This is a genomic window from Dysgonomonas sp. 25, from assembly GCF_010501075.1.
Classification (GTDB): domain Bacteria; phylum Bacteroidota; class Bacteroidia; order Bacteroidales; family Dysgonomonadaceae; genus Dysgonomonas.
On the sequence record NZ_QVMN01000004.1, the window covers coordinates 1 to 20,496 of the forward strand.

General features: G+C 37.3%; 10 protein-coding genes and 1 tRNA gene. 6 read left to right on the forward strand and 5 right to left on the reverse strand.

From position 1 onward, the window contains the following. Positions 1 to 250: 250 nt before the first annotated feature. Entirely contained in the window at positions 251 to 3,832 is a 3,582-nt protein-coding gene (locus tag D0T66_RS07665; protein WP_163356679.1) for a glycoside hydrolase family 2 TIM barrel-domain containing protein, read from the reverse strand. Between the two features lie 306 nt (positions 3,833 to 4,138). Between D0T66_RS07665 and D0T66_RS07670 the strand changes: the two genes are divergently transcribed. The 4 genes from D0T66_RS07670 (at position 4,139) to D0T66_RS07685 (ending at position 7,197) form a co-directional block, all read left to right on the forward strand. Then, the gene (locus tag D0T66_RS07670; RefSeq protein ID WP_163356680.1) at positions 4,139 to 4,807 is read left to right on the forward strand and encodes a phosphatidylserine decarboxylase family protein; all 669 of its coding nucleotides are present in this window, start codon (positions 4,139 to 4,141) and stop codon (positions 4,805 to 4,807) included. Then, positions 4,804 to 5,556, forward strand: coding sequence for a phosphatidylcholine/phosphatidylserine synthase (locus D0T66_RS07675; RefSeq protein WP_185154827.1), 753 nt, complete (start codon positions 4,804 to 4,806; stop codon positions 5,554 to 5,556). The genes D0T66_RS07670 and D0T66_RS07675 overlap by 4 nt, the downstream gene beginning before the upstream one ends. Before the next feature lie 76 nt (positions 5,557 to 5,632). Continuing rightward, positions 5,633 to 5,706: transfer RNA gene (locus tag D0T66_RS07680), tRNA-Ile, on the forward strand. Between the two features lie 282 nt (positions 5,707 to 5,988). Further along, positions 5,989 to 7,197, forward strand: a complete 1,209-nt coding sequence (locus D0T66_RS07685) for a site-specific integrase (RefSeq protein WP_163356681.1) — start codon at positions 5,989 to 5,991, stop codon at positions 7,195 to 7,197. A gap of 1,106 nt (positions 7,198 to 8,303) precedes the next feature. Here D0T66_RS07685 and D0T66_RS07690 read toward each other — a convergent pair. The 4 genes from D0T66_RS07690 to D0T66_RS07705 form a co-directional block, all read right to left on the reverse strand. Beyond that, positions 8,304 to 11,012 carry a substrate-binding domain-containing protein gene (locus D0T66_RS07690; protein ID WP_163356682.1) on the reverse strand — a complete coding sequence of 903 codons (2,709 nt, stop codon included), beginning with the start codon at positions 11,010 to 11,012 and terminating at the stop codon, positions 8,304 to 8,306. A 72-nt stretch (positions 11,013 to 11,084) separates the two neighbouring features. Continuing rightward, complete coding sequence (locus D0T66_RS07695; protein WP_163356683.1) at positions 11,085 to 11,969, reverse strand: carbohydrate kinase; 885 nt, start codon at positions 11,967 to 11,969, stop codon at positions 11,085 to 11,087. Between the two features lie 20 nt (positions 11,970 to 11,989). After that, positions 11,990 to 13,165, reverse strand: coding sequence for an MFS transporter (locus tag D0T66_RS07700; RefSeq protein ID WP_221412193.1), 1,176 nt, complete (start codon positions 13,163 to 13,165; stop codon positions 11,990 to 11,992). A gap of 21 nt (positions 13,166 to 13,186) precedes the next feature. Beyond that, the gene (locus tag D0T66_RS07705) at positions 13,187 to 15,382 is read right to left on the reverse strand and encodes a GH32 C-terminal domain-containing protein (protein ID WP_163356684.1); all 2,196 of its coding nucleotides are present in this window, start codon (positions 15,380 to 15,382) and stop codon (positions 13,187 to 13,189) included. Positions 15,383 to 15,627: 245 nt separating this feature from the next. On the opposite strand from D0T66_RS07705, the gene D0T66_RS07710 reads away from it, so the two are divergent. Together D0T66_RS07710 and D0T66_RS07715 are read left to right on the forward strand one after the other, a co-directional pair. Further along, complete coding sequence (locus D0T66_RS07710) at positions 15,628 to 18,783, forward strand: SusC/RagA family TonB-linked outer membrane protein (protein WP_370520772.1); 3,156 nt, start codon at positions 15,628 to 15,630, stop codon at positions 18,781 to 18,783. A gap of 22 nt (positions 18,784 to 18,805) precedes the next feature. Continuing rightward, positions 18,806 to 20,491, forward strand: a complete 1,686-nt coding sequence (locus tag D0T66_RS07715; RefSeq protein WP_163356685.1) for a RagB/SusD family nutrient uptake outer membrane protein — start codon at positions 18,806 to 18,808, stop codon at positions 20,489 to 20,491. Positions 20,492 to 20,496 lie beyond the last annotated feature (5 nt).

Below are 20,496 nucleotides of genomic sequence, written 5' to 3' on the forward strand. Positions count from 1 at the left end.
GACAACTATCTCATAAATTATTAATATTTTTGTCTAATAAAACCTGTAACGGTTTTTTAGGACTAGTCACCTATCCATACTATTCCTTCCTTTCCTCCCATCCCGTTTATCCTTATAAGAAATATATGAAGATAAGTAGCCACTCTTTTTTGGCATCTAAAGGATCTTGATTACTTTAATTGCATAGGTATAGCTATACAAAAAAGGTCGAAGCGGAGAACTTCGACCTTTTATTATTTAGTTATATTATTTACTTTAGAGGCTCTATCCTGATTGAATAACTCATCGGTTGATTGTTCGGAATCATGTATTTATTCAACGGAAGTGGCCCACAAGTGGCGTTCCCAAGCCCTTGCTGGATGCAGTCTATACTTAAATAAATCTGTGGTTGGCGTATTCCGTCGAGTTTGAAATCATGTTTTGCGTTCCATAATGCTTCATCCGAAAAATGTAGAGCCGAGAAGTTCATATTATCCTTCGAAGTCACCTTGATTCCTTTGTTGCTGTTGTCTGCAATAGTGAACCATCGTACATCCTCGCGGTTGCCCATACTTTGCGCACGGACATAGTGCTCGGCTTCCATTCCTCTTACAGTATTATTATATAATCCTACAAAGGCCGCAGCTTGACGATCCATATAATTCTCCTGAGGTCCTTGTCCATAATACTTTATATTCTCATATCCCTGAGGTAGTTGCATTTGCAGCCCTAAGCGGTGAATAATGTCGCTTCCCGAACCGGCTTTGCTGAATGTTGCATCTACATCGATTGTTCCGTCTCCGTAAATGGTGTACTTAATCAAGTACGGAATCTGAGGTTTCTTTTCGCTTTGCACAATAGCAGTAGATGATATGAGTACGTTCACCGCTTTTTTATCATCGGTCACCTGATGTGTAAACAGCAGATTGCTATTGGTGTATGGATAGAAATTTTGATCGGTATATTTATCATTGCCGACACTGCGATACCAGTTCAATTGAAGACCTTCGTTATTGTGTACCATCTCTTTACTGCCATATTGCAACGAGGTCATTTTGCCTGTTTTATTGTCGAAAGCGACGCGGAAATTATCTCCGGCTACGGTCAATGTATTGCCCGACTGCGTTGCTTTTACCTCTCCTACAGAGGCCGTGTTGACAGGTAGGACAGCCGGTTTGTCATTCAATGCAAATTGCTCGCTGGCAACTACATGTCCTTTGTCAGCCCAGCTTTCTTTATTCTTCAATGAGAAATATATGTTCAGGAGATATTCCGAATTTGCATCGAAATTTCTTTTATATGGAACCTGAATTGTCATTTTCTGATCTGGAGCAATGTCGAGCGGAGCTATGGCACCCGATTCTATTTTTACTCCGTCTTTCAATACTTCCCAAGAAATATTATATTCATTAAGATTGTTGAAATCGTATTTATTCTCTATTTCAATTTTCCCGCTGACCAATGCTACCGGACGAATTTTGATGTATTGATATACTTTCTTCACTTCGAGGAGTTTGGCAGTTATCCGTCTGTCAGGCGTTGTTATACCATTGCACACAAAGTCCAGATCGTTCGGTTTGTCTCCGAAATCGCCTCCGTAATAATATTGGTTTTCGGGTTTGCCGTACATATTGATTGCCTGATCTACCCAGTCCCAGATACAGCCGCCTATCATGCGTTGCGAATTATTTTCGATGTAATCCCAGTATTCGGGCAGATTGCCGATGGCGTTGCCCATAGCATGCGCATATTCGCATAGGAAGTACGGTTTGTCGCTGTTTTGCTGGTCGAAGCGCGCCATATTATCAATGGAAGGGTACATGTGCGAATCGATATCCGCAACTTCATTATATCCTTCGTAATGTACAGGGCGCGTAGGATCGAGTTCTTTCGCCCGTTTATACATATGTTCGAAGTTGCTGCCTCCGCCACCTTCGTTTCCGAGAGACCAGAAGATGACAGACGGATGGTTTTTATCCCGTTGTATCACTCGCTCTATACGGTCTACGAATGCAGGTATCCAGCTCGGTTTTTCCGAAATAGAGTGATTCCCGTGATTTTCGAGGTCAGCCTCGTCCATAATATACAATCCGTAATAGTCGAACATAGCATACATTTTCGGGCTATTCGGGTAGTGGCTTGTGCGCACCATATTGATGTTATGTGTTTTCATCAGCAGGATATCTTCGAGCATAGACTCCACTGGAATGGCGCGCCCGAATTGCGGGTGCGTATCGTGCCGGTTGACACCTTTGAAGAAAACCTGTTGGTTATTGACATATACCCGTTTGTCTTTTATCTCTATTTTGCGGAAGCCGAATTTGGACGACATCGCTTCCAACTCTTTTCCGTTTTCGTCTTTCAACGAGACGATAACCGAATACAGATTTGGCTTTTCGGCCGTCCATAGAGCCGGATTCTTTACGTTGGATTGTATGGTGATGTTTTTCTCTTTCTGCGAATTGATTTTCTCAACAGGGTGTGTCATTGTCGCTACCGCCGAACCGTTAGGATTCAATAATGTAACTTCTACGCTCGCTTTGCCCGAAGAGTTTTTTCCATAATTATGCACCGCAATGTCTGCTTTGAATATTGCCGAAGATAAATCATTACCGGCAAACTCAGATTCCAGGTGATAATCCCGGATATGTACTTTCGGCGCAGCATATACATATACGTCGCGATGTATACCACTCATGCGGAACATATCCTGGTCTTCGATATAACTACCGTCTGTCCAGCGATATACTTCTACCGCTACCATATTTTCTCCGGCTTTGACGTATTTGGTGATGTCGAACTCCGAATCGTTGTTTGCTCCTTCGCTGTAGCCGACTTTTTGTCCGTTCACCCAAACATAGAATCCGCTGTATACGCCATCGAAATGGAGGAATATCTCTTTTCCGTCCCAATCGTTAGGGATGGTAAATGTACGGCGGTATGAGCCTACAGGATTCGGTTCTTTCTCGTTGGTATATCCTTTCTGCGATTGGATAAGTGGTGGATTATTTTTGTGCGGATAGGTGATATTGGTATAAATAGGTGTTCCGTAACCGTGCATTTCCCAGTTAGCCGGAACAGGTATTTCCTTCCAGCCTGATACATCATAGCTTGTTTTGTAGAAATTTACCGGTCTTTCGGAAGGTTGTTTTACCCAGTTGAATTTCCAGTTGCCATTCAGTGTCATATAATATGGCGATGAAGGTTGCAGCCATGGGGTGTCGAAGTATTTATCGGCTTTGAGTGTTTGTACATCGGGATAGACAACATAAGTCGCGTGTCCCTGTTCTTTATTTACGCCGAAAATAGTTTCGTTCTCCCATTCTGTTTTTCCGCGGACGATTTTCTCTTTCGGCACTTTCTGCGATGTTTCTACTAATCTCCATAGATGGGATGAATTAGGGAGTTGATATATCATCGCATTCGGTTCTTCGCCCCCATTGTAGGCTAAATCCATCCCACTCAGGCGATGCGTTATCTGGTATGCGCCTGTACCTGTTTGTTTGATTGCCCAATGCTGGTTCTGGTTCGATTTGCTCTCTCCCCACTGCAAAATGGGATTCCCGTTGCCGCTATGGATATTGGTATCGAGGCTGCGGCCAGAGAATGGATTTGTAATGATATAGTACCCGTTGGCGAGTTGTTGTATGCGCCATAGCTGCCCTTTTGAACTGCCGTTTTTGGATAGGTACAGCCTGGCACTGTTATCCGGATTTTCCAGATTATCAAGCGCTAACCCTGAAGGAGAAAGAATCTTGTACAATTTTTCAGGATTAATTTCTTGTGCCGATAGCATGCCGAATAGCATAAAAGAGAACACAAGAAGAAAAATCTTAAGCGAATTTTTTTTCATGATTTTAGGTTTAGGTGGAGGTTATCAGTTTGATTGGGTAGAACTTACCCGTTAAATTAGGTTAATCGTATGGTGGTTCTTCGATGGGGTTAAAGGTACAATATATAATGAATAAAAAAGGCTATTCTTCGGGATGTTTACATATTTTAACATCCTGTTCTCCGTATGCTTGTTTATCTCCTTTGCTGATGCTGCTTTTCTGTGGATTTTAGTAAATAAAACAGCAAGTATGTTGTATTTGTCGCTAAATAAGAATATTTTTGCATAGCTTAATATGCATAATTCAATATTTAAGAGAATAAGAATATGAAAGTACACCACGAAGGGCGTGACGTTTTATTGATATACTTCGTTATATTATTATTGCTCAACGGAGCATTATTTTATTTTTTTAATTTGCCGATTCTGCAATATATTGTGTTGGCTGTATCCATCGTGCTGTTTGCGATAGCCGTAAATTTCTACCGCTGTCCGAACCGTAAGTTCGAAGGAAATACAGATGGGGCTGTAGTGGCTTCGGCAGATGGCAAAATCGTAGCAATAGAAGAAGTTTACGAAGAAGAATATTTTAAAGATAAACGGATTCAGGTTTCAATATTTATGTCGCCGTTTAATGTGCATGCCAACTGGTTTCCGGTGAATGGCAAAGTATTGCTGTCGAAGCATCATAACGGACGCTTCAAAGCGGCATATCTTCCTAAATCGAGCACCGAGAACGAACGCTCGACGGTGGTTATGGAAACGGAATGCGGACAGCAAATCCTGCTTCGTCAGGTTGCCGGAGCATTGGCCAGACGTATTGTAACCTATGCCAAAGAAGGTGATGTAGCCCATATAGACGAGCATTTAGGCTTTATCAAATTGGGTTCGCGTGTGGATGTTTACCTGCCATTAGGGACGGAGATAACGGTCGAAATGGATCAGAAGGTGACAGGAAACCAAACGCTTATCGCCCGCTTAAAACCCAATAAATGAGTATAAAGAAACATATCCCGAATACCCTTACCTCATGTAGCCTTTTGTCGGGTTGTATAGCTACGGTTATGGCCTTTAACGGGCAATACTGGTGGGTGGTGATATTTGTAATAATCGCGGCAATTTTCGACTTTTCCGACGGTTTCGCAGCCCGCCTGCTGAAAGCTTATTCACCGATGGGTAAAGAGCTGGATTCGCTGTCGGATATGGTAAGCTTCGGGGTTGCCCCCAGTGTTATGATATTTCATTTTCTGAATGAAAATGTAGCTGCAATATCGCGAAATAGCTTGGTGCAGGAATACCTCCCCTACATAGCTTTCCTTATCGCTATATTTTCAGCGCTTAGGTTGGCTAAGTTTAATGTGGACGAACGGCAGTCCGATTCGTTTATCGGGTTGAATACGCCAGCCAATGCCCTGTTTTGGGTGAGTTTCTGTTGTGCGCTTTCGGGGCAGGACAGATTCCCTTCGGTTATGGATATTCAGCCTTATATCTCGGGCGGACTTGTATATATTGTTATAGGTGCGGTGATTGTTTTCTCGACATTACTTACAGCAGAACTGCCTATGTTCTCGTTGAAGGTAAAAAGTTGGGGATTCAAAGGGAACGAACTGCGTTATTTCCTTGCCCTGTTTATGGTTGCGATGCTGATATTTTTCGGGATACTGGGTATCGCAGCAGGCATTCTGCTCTATATTGCTTTGTCTATTCTTGACAATCGGAATAAAAAACTGGATTCGGCAGCATAGATTTTCGCCGAAAAACTTGTGAGATTCGGTTAAAATCAGTAATATTGCACCCGATTTAGGAAGAAAATCCAAATCCGGTCCTATAGCTCAGTTGGTTAGAGCACATGACTCATAATCATGGGGTCCTTGGTTCAAGCCCAAGTGGGACCACAAAAGCCGAAGCCAAGATTCGGTCAAAATTAAGAAAAGCCTTCTAAATGTTTAATTTAGAGGGCTTTTTCAGTTTTTATAAACTTCTCTTTGGTCATCTTTCAGACCCGAAAAAGTCAATCTAAAGTCAAAAACCGTTACTAAAACATTACCTATTTTCAAGATATAATTTAGGTAATGGATAAAGCAATAAATATCTTATTTACTACAAGTTGTCGCAGAGTTGTCTGTCATTCTTCAAAGCGAAAAAACAAAAATTTGTAACTAAAAAATTGAAGAATTATGAAGTCAACATTCAGGACATTGTTTTATGTAAAGAAAAATCAACCTAAAGCAAATGGCAAAGTAGCTATAATGGCAAGAATAACCATTAATACAAAGGTTGCTCAACTAGGAACAAAATTAGAAGTCAATCTCGAAAATTGGGATGCAAAAGCAGGCAAAGCTATTGGTCGTACAAATGAAGTAGCAGAAATCAACAGGGCTCTACATGACTTATCCTCAAAGATAACCAAAGCCTACAATCGAAGAATGGATGAAAATGGTTATGCTTTCCCCGATGAAATAAAAAATGATGTTTTGGGATTTGAGGCGTCCGCTAAGACACTAATCAGTTATTTCACGGAGCATAATAACCAATACAAAATGAAAGTCGGGAAACATACTACTCATAAAACTTATACCAGATATGAGCTCGCTAAAACCCGACTCATTGACTACATGAAAGAGAAACATGGAATTGAAGATATTTCAATAAGAGAACTCAACCTTGCATTCATCGAAAACTTTTACCTGTACCTTATGGATAAATGCAATCTTCATAACAATACAGCTATGAAGTGTGTACAACGATTCAGGCGGGTTATTAATTTTATCAAAGCGACCGGGGAAACGGTTAACGATCCTTTTATCAATTTTAGAATTCGATTTCAGGAGACAGATAGAGAAGTTTTGACACAAGATGAGATAGATCGAATCTGGAAAAAGAGTTTCAGAACCCCTAAACTAAATACAATCCGTGATATTTTTATATTCAGTGTATATACAGGACTTGCCTACGTTGACGTATCCAATCTGATGGAAACAAGTGTGCAAAAAGCTTTTGACGGCAATTTATGGATAATGATTAAAAGAACAAAGACTAATGTCAATTCAAATATACGTTTGCTGGATATTCCTAAGCAGATTTTAGAAAAGTATAAAGGGAAACAGAAAGACGGGAAATTATTACCTGTTATCTCTAATCAGAAGATAAATGAATACTTGAAGGATATAGGAGAACTATGTGATATAGATAAACCGCTTTCATTCCACCTTGCAAGGCACTCGTTTGCAACGACAATCACCCTATCCAATGGAGTTCCAATAGAGACGGTGTCAAAAATGCTTGGACATCGCAGTATTCGCACGACTCAAATATATGCAAAGATCACAGATTTGAAAATCAGTAAGGATATGGATGATTTGGCAAGGAGAATTGACAAAAGATAGAAAGATAGATTCCCAATCATGATATATCAAATTTAGAGAAGTTGATTTTTCAACTTCTCTTTTTTTATGCTTTATTTCAGCTGAACACAAAGAAATCTGAAAGAGAACAAAATGGCAAACTCACAGCCTTTTGGGTTTTATCGAAAATCTCCATCTTTCAGATAGTATTTTCTCAAAAAGTTTGCCCTATTTATTCTCTTCAAAAAAGAGGTGTTTATCAGTTGAAAAAAGGAAAATATATTTAATACTATCTTTATATAGGTAGAACAATCAATAGAACATTATATCTGTTATTATATCGAACATTCTAACTTTCGATAGATAGATTTATCTATGTTACTATCGTACTTTCGAACAAACGATAGAACGATAAAAGAATCTAACATTTCTACAAGCGTCGTAACGTTAGTACGTTCCAACATGCTAACGTTCCAACACACAAACAAACGGCAAAACGACTGATTATTTAGTCTATCATAAATATGTTTATATGCTCGCTTGCACTTTCGTATAGCAAATACTACAATGTTGCGAACAATAAAACATCATTTCTCAAGTTATCATTTTCTTTTACATGGTAGAGGTTGGCATCGGTTGGCGCAGGTAAGTTTCTATTTTATCTAACGTGAGTTCGAAATAAAAATATCTAAATATCAGTATATTATGTGTTTTTTTCTTGCGCCCTTTGTGTAAATCCTTGCGTACCTTGCGGTTAAGCCTATATTTTTTTACCACAAAGAGTGCAAAGTAGAGCCGCAAAGGACGCAATTCGCCATATAATCATAACAGTATCAGCATCTTCTTATTTCGAACTCACGTTTATCTAATACATAGATTCTAATTTTGCAATGTAAATTTTGATGCACGTCAGTGCATGGCAAGGTATGTTTTGAGTACACTCAAAACGTTTTAAGTGCCTTAAAACACCTTGTCCACTCCTCTGAAAGTCGGGGGAAATTAACTCCGGAGTCGTCAATTTTGTAGAATAATAAAAACAACTAAAGTTTATGGAAAGTAACAATCAAAGAAAATGGAAAAAGGGAGGGCGAAAACCAAAGTTAGATCCTGCGGTTTATTTTATTGGTATTCTAAAAATTTATAATGAATTATTTTGACTTAATGAATTCTGTAGGGCTAACTTTATAAAATTCTTTAAAACATTTTGTAAAATAAGAAGCTGAAGAGAATCCAGATTTATATGCAATTTCGGAGATTGGCGTACCTGAAATAATCATTTGGGCAGCATATTTTAGTCTCAATATTCGAATAAACTCATTGGGTGAATATTCTGTTATAGACTTTATTTTCCGATATAATTGTGACCGGGACAAACCCATATATTGCGCAACTTCAACTATATTCATATCTGGGTCTGTTATATTATCTTCTACATATTTTTGGAATTTATTAATAAAAGATTGCTCTATTTCCGCCAAAGTCGTTTTCTTTGAATCACTAAGTAAATTGTTTGTAAATGCGTCTTTTATCTTTTGCCTGTTTTCGATTAATCGATCTATTCTTATTTTCAATAACTGTGCATTAAATGGTTTTGGTATATATGCGTCAGCACCACTTTTAAATCCTTGAGCTTTTTGTTCATCCAAAGAACAAGCTGTAAGCAAGATTATAGGGATATGACTTGTAAATATATTTTCTTTTAGAGTGTTACAGACCTCAAAACCATCTATGCCCGGCATCATTATATCACAAATAATAATATCGGGTAAGAACTTTATGGATAGCTCAATTCCTGTGCTTCCATTATCAGCTTCAATTATTGTATAGTCTTTGTGTAATATCAATCGCATATAATTCCGCATATCGACATTGTCATCTATAAGCAGAATAATCTTTTTATCTTCACTTAATATATTCTCAACAAATATTTTTTCCTGCATTGACTCCGCATCCGTTAGGAGCAAAGATTCGGCACTCCTGATTGCATGAGTATCACCAGATACTACTATATCTGTTAAATCCTGTTCATATGGAAGTAGAACATCGAACACTGTTCCTTTTCCTTCTATGCTTTCTACAGATATTACACCTTTATGCAAATCAACAAGCGAGTTTGTAAGAGCCAATCCTATTCCGGTACCTGAATCTGTCGGATTAACTTTGTAAAACCTATTAAATATATTATTTATTTTATCTGGAGGGATAGCTTCTCCATCATTAAATACTGATAGTTTAAAATAGTCTGCATCATTATATTGGATTTTTGTAATATTTATATGAATACTTCCATCTTTTCTAGTATGTTTAAATGCATTTGACAAAAGATTAAAATATATCTTCTCTACCTTTTCTTTATCAAAAGGAATAATATAATTATCATCATCTGTGGTAAAAGTGAAGTTTATGTGTTTTCTCTCTGCATAATCTAAGAAGGCAATATTTAAATCCTCCAGAAATAACTTAATATCACCTTTTACAAACTGAATGTCTAATTTCCCATTTTCATATTTCCGGAATTCGATAATTTGAGAAAGTAGATTTAAAAGACTGTTACTACTTCTTTGGATGATTTCCAGTAATGCTTTTTGTTTTGCAGAAATATTTCCGGAATTTAAAAGTGTGTCTATTGGTCCCAGAATCAGAGTAAGTGGAGTACGGAATTCATGAGATATGTTTGTAAAGAAGACCAGTTTTGCATTCGTTGCTTCTTCCAATTGTTTAGACAAAGAAACCAATTGATTCTTTTGTTCTTCCAATAATCTGTTTGATTTACTTTTGTTCCGATATGCAAGGGCAGATACGACAAGTAGAATTGAAATCAACAGAAGTACAAGAATAGTACCATAGAAAAGAGTTTGTTGATTAGAATATTGTTTAAGGCTTTCGTCTAAAAGTTCATTTATACGCTCTACTTTTTCCTGATGGTTTGTTATTTGTTCAGTTTGTAATTGGAGTACTCTGACGTTACTTCTATCAACTACTGCTGTATGCAGGATGTTTTCTTTAAGATATGGCTTATTTTGTAATATCTTTAATGCCAGATCAATTATCTTATCTCCTCCTGTAGGGTAAATAAATGAAGCATTTTGTATCCCTTTTTCTATATTTTCCATACCACCGCCTTCACCTGGCAATGCATCAATTCCTATGATAAAAGGGAAACGCCCACTATAATTAGAAACAGCCTCATGTACCCCTAATGCCATCGGGTCATTCATAGCAAATACAAGATCAATTTCTTTAAATGAATTCAGTATCTTGGTCATCTCTTTTTCGGAATCTTCTTTTAAAAAGTTTCCTCGGCATTCTGCAATAATTTTTATATCAGGATAATTTCTGATTCCATCGATGAAGCCTGCATGTCTCTCTGCATCAGAGGTTGAGCCATTCCAACCTCTCATTTCAACAATATTTCCCTTGTTATTCAGTATGCCCGCTGTATATATGCCTGCTTCTTTACCAATTTGATAATTATCTGCTCCTATATAAGCAGTGTAGTCTTCTGTATCAATTTTTCGATCAACAAGGATGACAGGAATCCCCATGTTATACGCTTTCTGTACAACGGAGGTTATTGCAGTAGACTCATTTGGGGAAACAACTAATAAATCGACACCATTCTTTATTAATTCTTCAATATCTCTTATCTGCTGTTGTGTATCGTCCTTAACAGTTTTTATATCAACTTCGATATTTTGATTGATAGAGGCTTCCAGTAAGATTTCGTTGTTCATTGTCCGCCTCCATAAATCATCGCTGCATTGTGAAACTCCAATGATGTATTTACTCTTTTCTTCTCTATTGCAGGAACATAAGAGACTAAGTATAAGTATGAGTATAAGACAGGTTTTGTTCATGGTGGATTTAATATAATAGGCAAATCTATAAAAAGCATCGTAATTAAAAGTTAAATACGATGCTTTTATATTTTATTTCCTAAATAATTCCAGGTAAGCATCCGGCAATTTAGGCATAGCACCATGTTGTGTACATACATAGGCTGATACCTCAACGGCTAACTGATGTGCGTTTGTGAGTCGTTGACCGTGCAAATATGATGCAACAAAAGCAGCTGTAAAAGAATCTCCGGCACCGACAGTGTCTGCTACATGTACTGTTGGTGTTGGTTGATATGATGTTTCTTTGGGTGTAAATACAAAACTACCATTTGTTCCTTTTGTTAATACTATAATATCAAGTTCGTATTCTTCGAGTAAACGTTTACAGATTTCCTGTTCATCATTTTCTTTGTATCCGTACAACTGTGCGACTAAAACAATTTCTTCGTCATTAATTTTTAACATATTTGAAAGTTGCAAAGATTCATGTATCAATTCCTTAGAATAAAAATGCTGGCGAAGATTTATGTCAAATATCTTTAAGCTGTTTTCAGGCATGCTTTTCAGAAACCTTTTAATAGTTTCTCTCGATACGCTGTTTCTTTGTGCCAAAGATCCAAAAGATACTGTCCCCGTATTTTTTGCCAGATTTTCGGTCTTGGCAGTAAAAGGAATATTGTCCCATGCCACGTTTTCACATATCTCATATTCAGGAATTCCTTCCTTATTCAGTTTCACATTTACTGTTCCGGTAGGGTAATCTGTAGTCTCTATCAGGTAATTCAATTCTTTTTTTGCCAGGCATTCCAATATTTCCTTACCTAACAAATCATCTCCTACGGCACTTACGGCGTGACCGTTATATCCGAACTGCGATACATGGTATGCAAAATTTGCGGGGGCACCACCCATCACTTTTCTTTCTGGGAAAATATCCCATAATATTTCTCCAAGTCCTACAATTGTATTATTCATCGTTTATTTCTTTATTAGATTTATTCAATAGAATTCATTTTATCTTTAATTCTGGTTGCTAAGAACAGAAGATAAATAACCCCAATACTCATAACTATCAAAGCTCCTATTTGAGAATTATTTAATGCTTTAGTTGCCTGTCCCATGAAAAAAGGAAATATAGTTCCGCCAAACAAGCCCATTATCATAAGTCCCGATATTTCGTTTTTCTTATTAGGCATGTAAAGCATTGCACGCGACAATATAACGGAAAATACATTGGAATTTCCAAAACCAATCAAACCTATACATGCACACAAAATAATTTCACCTTGCAGGAAGTAAAGCCCTCCCATGCCCAAAGCTATACAGAGTACACTTAACCCGAAAAACTTTTTCGCTGAATAACGTGCCAAGATGAAAGTTCCAATAAAGCAACCTGCAGTACGAAAGGCAAAATAAACGCTTGTTGCGTAATTGGCATCATCGAGATTTGTCAAGCCTAATCTTTCCATTAATATACGGGGAGAAGTGACATTAGTCCCGACATCAATTCCCACATGGCACATGATACCTAGAAAACAGAGCAATATAACCCCATTTCCAAGAAGCTTAAAACATTCGGAGAATGTCGCACCTTTACCTTCTTCTTTCTGTTCATCAATACGGGTCATACCAAGCCATAATACTGTTATCACCGAAATTAATAGAAATAAGGGATAAATCATGCGCCAGTCATCAAACATTAATGAGGCCTTTGTTGCTATTAGCGGAGCACTGAACGATGCTATTGCTTTTACGAACTGTCCGAAGGTTAGGGAACTTGCCAGTTTATCACCTTTTACAATACTCGACAACAGAGGATTCAACGAAACCTGCATCAGGGTATTGCCTATTCCCAATAAAGAAAAGGTTATAATAAGCGATGTCTTGTCATACCATACAAACGGGATTATCATTGACAAGGCAGTTACCAATAAGCTGATAATTACTGTTTTTTTTCTCCCGATTCGGGACATTAGTATTCCTGTAGGAACGGAAAATATAAGGAACCAAAAGAAAACCATAGACGGAAATATATTTGCCGTAGCATCATCCAGTCCCAAATCTTTTTGTGCATAGTTGGTGGCAGTACCTACCATGTCGACAAATCCCATACAGAAGAATGCAAGCATTATGGGAAGAATCTTTGTGTAAAATCCTTTATTATTAGTCATGATTTTAATTATTTCAAAATATTATTTAATCTTATGGATAGTTATATCCTTGACATTGATATTACCTTCAAATTTCAAAGAGTTATAAGGTTCTGATGGGAATATAATGTTTGTAGAAACCAGTTCACCATCATTAACAAACAGTTCTGAAGATGCATTATCTATAAAGAGACGAATCTTATAAGTATTCTTTTGGGCTAGAGGTGCTTTTATTACTTTTAGTGCAAATTTTTCACTAAAATCAGCAACTCCGCTTTTCGACCTATCTGTTAGAAGTTCTCCATCTTTCAAATTGAAAGAATATTTCAGTTGTTCTTTTCTCCGGTTTTCGAGTGTAAAACTAAATTTTTTTGCACTTCCGGCTTCTAAGGTCATTTCTACCTCATATGCCCCATCATTTTTATCTAGAAGTTTATCAATGGTATAAGTACTTTCTACCTGAATATCTTGCACTTTCTTCGATTCATTTCTTAAATTGACTATTTCCTTTACAGGAGGATTACTTATAACTAAATGTTCGCCATTGTGTGTAAGTTTTAATTCGCGAGGCAAAGTACTGGCACTTTTAAAATTGACTGTCGGCACTTCTCTTGCATAATCCCAGTTATTCATCCATCCAATAAAAATCCGACGATTATCCGGAGCATCATTCCAAATAACACCGGCATAGTTATCCCGTCCATAGTCAAGCCATATAGGATAAGATAGTTTATCGGCTTTAAACGTTTTTCCATCAAAATCACCGATAAAATACTGGGTGGCACTTCCTCCATTAGGACCGCCAGGATTGATACTGACAAATAGTACCCATTTAGTTTTTCCATTATAAGTTAAAGGGAACAGGTCAGGGCATTCCCAAACTCCATCATGTCCACCAAGCCCCTCTCCAAATTCGCTCAGTTTCTCCCATTCTTTCAAATTTTTTGAACCATAGAATGTTATGGTCTGTGAAGTAGCCAATGACATGACCCATTTTTGTGAAACTTCATGCCAGAACACTTTCGGATCACGGAAATCAACAATATTGGAATCTGTAAGTACAGGGTTTCCATTATATTTTGTAAAAGTTTGTCCATTATCCAGACTATAAGCAATGCTCTGGGTTTGCCTTTCAGCTGCGGATGTATAAATAGCGACCATCGCGTTTTTTCCAAAACCGGCAGTGTTATTCTTATCGATGACCGCACTTCCTGAGAAAATAGCCCCCAGTGAATCCGGTGTTATCCCTTCTTGTTGATGTTCCCATTTAATAAGATCCTTAGATTCCGCATGCCCCCAACTCAAATTACCCCATAAAGAGCCATAAGGGTTATGCTGATAATACAAGTGATATTTTCCATTATGGTATACCATACCGTTGGGATCGTTCATCCAGCCATATTTAGGTGTAAAATGGTATGTTGGACGATATTTTTCATTAACATTAAAATGAAAGTCATCCGATTGCTTAATTTGAGAATATCCTATACTATTCTTATCTATATAAGAGAATACTAAATCTATATTATCACCTTTGTATCTCTCTATGTCTATTGGGACCCAATAGGATACCTCCGATTGGGCAATATTAATGTTCATAGGCACACCTTCTGCTTGTCCATTCACTATTAGTTGTGTACTTATTTCCGGAGCGGAATCATCAATTGGAACCAAAATATATTTTTTATCTGCCTTGAAAGAAATTTTATGATCAATCATAACCGAACTTTTTTCCATATTGCTCATTATAATTTGGTCTACAAGGATATGCCCCCATCCTCCATCATGGTTATCTGTAATAAGTATCTTGGCTTTTTGACCCTTATATTGCCTAACATCCCATGTAGTCCATTGTAAAGTCTCACTATTTACGAGCGGAGAATTTTTATATATACTTTTACCATCTACCAATAATTCGATATATATATCACTACTCTTCCCTCCTCCCAGTAAGAAATTGATATATTCCCGCTCAATTTTGAATTCAGAAGAACTTAATGACCCTTTTAGTTGGTCTCCTCCATTATAACTATTAGCCAGAAATTTTCCATAGAAACCGTTTACTTCCTGTTGATTGGGGTATTTCCCTTGAGCCGGAGTAGTACCAAAAGCAGTTCCTTCTATTGTCCATTTATCATATGTTCCCGATTCAAAATCGTCAATGACAATATCTTCCGATGAGCATCCGGTCATTATTATCAGTGAAGTGCAAAAAAGTAATCCTATTTTTTTTTTCATGGTTTAATTAATAAGTTTATAATATTGATTGAAGAAATTTTTAGCCAAAGATTTAAAGTCCTATCCTTCTTTACAAAGGAATAATTAATGCTACAATAATGCTATAACAGATGTTGCCAACGATTGTAGAAATGTTGCATCTATTTTATTTTCTCATGCATTGCAACATTTTTACATATATCTGAAACATCCCTTACATAAGGAAGACTTAATTCCATATAGTTTTGTACAACCATGAAATTAATATGTTAAATAATAAATTTAATTACCAAATGGAAAAACAAACTCACATTCTTAAATTGAAATGTTGTATTTCAATATTTTTCTTATTTGTTCTTCCTTCACTTGCTTTTTCTCAAACAAAGGAAGTAACAGGGGTTGTTACTCTGGCAGAAGACGGTTTGGGTGCAATAGGAGTCAGTGTTGTTGAAAAGGGAACAACAAATGGAACAGTTACAGATATTGAAGGAAAGTATCGGATTCAATTAACAAAAGAATCAGCCACCCTGGTCTTCTCTATGGTTGGAATGATAGCACAAGAAAAAACTGTTAGCCATGGAGACGTCGTTGATGTTGTTTTATCTGAAAACCAACAATTATTAAATGAGATAGTTGTAACAGGGTATACATCTCAACGAAAAGCAGATCTGACAGGAGCTGTATCAGTTGTATCTATTGATGAGATAAAGAAAGTAGCTGAAAATAATCCTATGAAAGCTCTACAAGGAAAAGTTGCCGGTATGATGGTAACTACTGATGGTAATCCGAGTGGGGCTTCTACTATTCGTATACGTGGGATAGGCACATTGAACAATAATGATCCCCTATATATAATAGATGGTGTGCCAACCAAAGCTGGCATGCATGAATTGAACTCTGCGGATATAGAAAGTATTCAGGTTCTTAAAGATGCTTCATCAGCAAGTATATATGGTTCGCGAGCGGCCAATGGTGTTATAATTATCACAACCAAACAAGGGAAAAAGGGAAAAGTTAAGATCGATTTCAATGCAGGTGTTACCACCTCAAAATACACCACCAAGATGGATATGCTAAATACCCAAGAATATGGTCGGATGATGTGGCAAGCAGAAGTAAATGCAGGGAAAGATCCCAATGCCAATGCGATAGGTTATACTTACGACTGGGGATATGATGCCAATGGAGTAGCAGTACTCAATAAAGTCATATTACCCGAATACGTAGTGGGAAGTGGAAATATAATGCGTACAGCAAACACTGATTGGTTTGATCAAATAACAAGAACAGGTGTTATGCAGAACTATGATATGTCGGTAAGTAGCGGTACCGATAATGGTAGTTATTTCTTTTCGTTGGGATATCTTACTAATGAAGGGGTGATCAAAAATAGCGATTTCGACCGAATTTCAGCCCGCATGAATACTTCATACAAATTATTCGACGGGATAGTAACAATAGGGGAAAACTTTACACTTAATAGAACCAGTGAGATACAAGCACCCGACGGTATTCTGAATACCGCATTACAAGCCTTGCCTATGTTACCCGTTTATACAGAATCGGGGGGATGGGGAGGTCCTGTGGGAGTAATGAATGACCGGCAAAATCCTGTAAGATTAGTTGAAGCCGTAAAAGATAATAGATATTCATATTGGAGAACTTTTGGTAATGCATTTCTGGCCGTTAATCCAATTGAAGGATTGGATTTGAGAACTAATTTTGGGCTTGACTATGGGAATTATTATAAACGTGATCTTGTCCGAAAATATCAATCAGGGAAATTAGAGAGTGATGTTAATTCAGTAAACTTAAACCAAGGACATTGGCTAAAATGGAATTGGAATGCGATTGCATCTTACAATATTACAGTAGGTAAACATAGAGCAGATGCAATGTTAGGAGTAGAAGCCTTTAGAGAAGAAAATGTCAATTTCAACTCATATCGTGAAGGCTTTGAACTTGAAACACCTGAATATATGTGGCCTGATGTAGGTACAGGGAAATCAATTGCTGGCGGTAACTCTACAGCATATACCTTGTTATCCTTTTTTGGTAAGGTTAATTATTCATTCGATGATCGTTATCTTGCTTCGGTAACCTTGCGTCGCGATGGCTCATCACGTTTCGGTAAGAATAATAAATATGGAACTTTTCCTGCATTTTCTTTAGGATGGCGTTTAAGCGAAGAAGCTTTCATCAAGAACAATATAAATAACATCTCGGATCTGAAGTTACGTTTAGGATGGGGACAAACAGGAAACCAAGAAATAAGCAATACAGCCATATATAATATATACGTACCTGATTATGGAACTGCTGATCCTACATGGGGAACGGTGCATAGTACATCTTATGACATTGGCGGAACAGGATCGGGACAATTACAGTCTGGATTTAAACGTACACAACTTGCTAATGATAACCTGAAATGGGAAACAACTACACAAACCAATATTGGTCTCGACTTTGGTTTTTGGGAACAAAAACTTTACGGGTCAGCAGAATATTACATGAAGAAGACCAAAGATATCCTAGTGCTTCCACCCTATCTTGCTGCGATAGGAGAAGGTGGAAATCGTTGGGTAAATGGTGCTTCAATGCAAAACTGGGGAATGGAATATTCGGTAGGTTATCGAAACAAATTACCATTTGGTTTAGAATATGATATTACAGGTAATCTTTCTTTATATAGAAATGAAATGACTTATTTGCCCGAAGATGTAGAAAATAACTATGGAGGAGTAGCCGGAAATAATATATTGGGACATCCTATTAATTCTTTATTCGGATATGTTGCAGATGGATTATTTAAAACGCAGGAGGAGGTAGATAATGCCGCCCAGCAACCAGGAAAAGGACTCGGACGTATTCGTTACAAAGATCTAAATGGGGATGGAGTAATTGATAATGATGACAGGACATGGATTGGCGTACAACATCCCGATTTTATGTATGGACTAAATGTCAACTTTAGTTATAAAGGCTTTGATTTAACTATGTTCTGGCAAGGAATCCATAACATAGACGTCGTAAATGATCAAAAATACCATACTGATTTTTGGAGTGTAAGCGAAACAGGCTCCAATAAAGGACGCCGACTATTAAATGCATGGAGCCCAACAAATGTAAATAGCAACATTCCGTCTGTGACATCTCTGAATACAAATGATGAAGGACGTTTTTCCACTTACTTCATAGAAAATGGTTCATATTTAAAATTAAGAATGTTACAAGTCGGATATACATTTCCTACACATATCACAAGAAAATTCTATGCAAACCATTTAAGACTGTATATAAGTGGACAAAATCTATGGACGATTAAAAGTAAAAGTTTCACAGGGGTAGATCCAGAAAGCCCTCAATTTGGTTATCCTATACCAAGAACGTTTACTGTCGGGTTAAATGTCTCATTCTAAACAATCTAATAATAATATAATTATGAAAAAAATATATTTATCCATATTAGCCGTTTTATTTTTGGTCTTTAGCAGCTGCTCTGATTTTCTAAACGAAAAGCCAAATGGAATCTTAGATGACGATGATATATCAGGGCTTGACCAGATTGAAAAAAATGTGATTTCAGCATATTCGATGTTAGGCAATGACCATTATGATACCCCATTCAATCTTTGGCCATATGGAAATGTGCGTTCCGATGATGCATATAAAGGTGGGCGTGACGAATCAGATATTCAAGCATTCCATTTCTACGAAACCTCAAGTAATATTGTTCCTACATTCGGAGAACCGGATGCTCTCTTCTATAATTGTTATATAGCTATTTCACGTATAAATAATGCTATACGTGTGCTCAATTCTGTATCAGAAAACGAGTTTGAAATGAAAAATAGGAGATTAGGCGAATGTCGTTTCCTTCGAGGACATTTCTATTTTTTACTGAAGACTATGTTTAAGAATGTACCTTACATTGACGAAGCAGTACCAACCGATGCTTATGGTACAATATCGAATGTAGAACTTACAAATGATGAATCATGGGCGAAAATAGCAGCGGATTTTGAATTTGCTTATAAAAATTTGCCTGATGTGCAACCAGAGATAGGACGCGCAAACAAATATGCTGCTGCAGCTTACTTAGCGAAGGTATATTTATATAAAGCATATCGTCAAGACGAAAAGCATAATGTTACAAGTATTGATACAGATGATTTGGATCAGGTATTAATATATACTGCCGCTGTAATAGGTTCATCATATGATCTTGCTCCCGATTTTGCGCATAATTTTCTTCCTGGAAAAAATATATACGAAAATGGTATTGAAGCTCTTTTTTCTATTCAGTTTTCAAAGGATGATGGCACAAGTAAAGGCCGGTTAAATTTCAGTGATGCACTTAACGTACCCCTAAATACATCGGGCGCATGCGATTTTCAAAAGCCGAGTCAGAATCTGGTAAATGCGTTTAAAACGAAAAACGGATTACCTGATTTTAATTCATACAATTTAGCTGACTATGATGCAAGTACAGATAATGCAGATCCTCGCTTATATCATACGGTTGCAATGGTTGGATACCCATATAAATACGATTTAGGAAATATCTTCGAGACAGGGCATAACAGAAATCCCGGCGTATATGGTTATTACTCTTCGTTGAAAGAAAATGTAAAGGTAGGAGACGAGTCATCAGTTCTGATTGATCCCTTCCGAGCAAATACAAAGAATAGAATAATTATTCGTTATGCAGATGTACTATTGATGCGTGCTGAAGCTTTGATAGAACTCAACAGGGAAGGGGAGGCTCTGCCACTGATAAATGAAGTAAGGATGCGTGCTAAAAACAGCATCGCTCTTATTCCTTATGCTACGAATATTGATATGGCATTATATGCTAACGATGCAACCTGGACAAACTCATATGCACGGACAGCCTTACGTTGGGAAAGACGCCTTGAGTTTGCCATGGAAGGAAGCCGCTTCTTTGATTTAGTTCGTTGGGGAATCGCGGATAGTGTGCTGAATGCATATTATGAAAACGAGAAATCAAAACGTCCTTATTATGAAGGTGCACATTTCGATAAAAACAAAGAGGAGTATGTACCTATTCCTCAACAACAAATAAACTTCAGCAAGAATGTGTACAAACAAAATTATAACTATTAATATCT

Excerpts from the sequence above, each read along its gene's own strand:
- D0T66_RS07665 (WP_163356679.1), bottom strand. The coding sequence starts at position 3,832 with ATGAAAAAAAATTCGCTTAAGATTTTTCTTCTTGTGTTCTCTTTTATG.
- D0T66_RS07670 (WP_163356680.1), top strand. The coding sequence starts at position 4,139 with ATGAAAGTACACCACGAAGGGCGTGACGTTTTATTGATATACTTCGTT.
- D0T66_RS07675 (WP_185154827.1), top strand. The coding sequence starts at position 4,804 with ATGAGTATAAAGAAACATATCCCGAATACCCTTACCTCATGTAGCCTT.
- D0T66_RS07685 (WP_163356681.1), top strand. The coding sequence starts at position 5,989 with ATGAAGTCAACATTCAGGACATTGTTTTATGTAAAGAAAAATCAACCT.
- D0T66_RS07690 (WP_163356682.1), bottom strand. The coding sequence starts at position 11,012 with ATGAACAAAACCTGTCTTATACTCATACTTATACTTAGTCTCTTATGT.
- D0T66_RS07695 (WP_163356683.1), bottom strand. The coding sequence starts at position 11,969 with ATGAATAATACAATTGTAGGACTTGGAGAAATATTATGGGATATTTTC.
- D0T66_RS07700 (WP_221412193.1), bottom strand. The coding sequence starts at position 13,165 with ATGACTAATAATAAAGGATTTTACACAAAGATTCTTCCCATAATGCTT.
- D0T66_RS07705 (WP_163356684.1), bottom strand. The coding sequence starts at position 15,382 with ATGAAAAAAAAAATAGGATTACTTTTTTGCACTTCACTGATAATAATG.
- D0T66_RS07710 (WP_370520772.1), top strand. The coding sequence starts at position 15,628 with ATGTTAAATAATAAATTTAATTACCAAATGGAAAAACAAACTCACATT.
- D0T66_RS07715 (WP_163356685.1), top strand. The coding sequence starts at position 18,806 with ATGAAAAAAATATATTTATCCATATTAGCCGTTTTATTTTTGGTCTTT.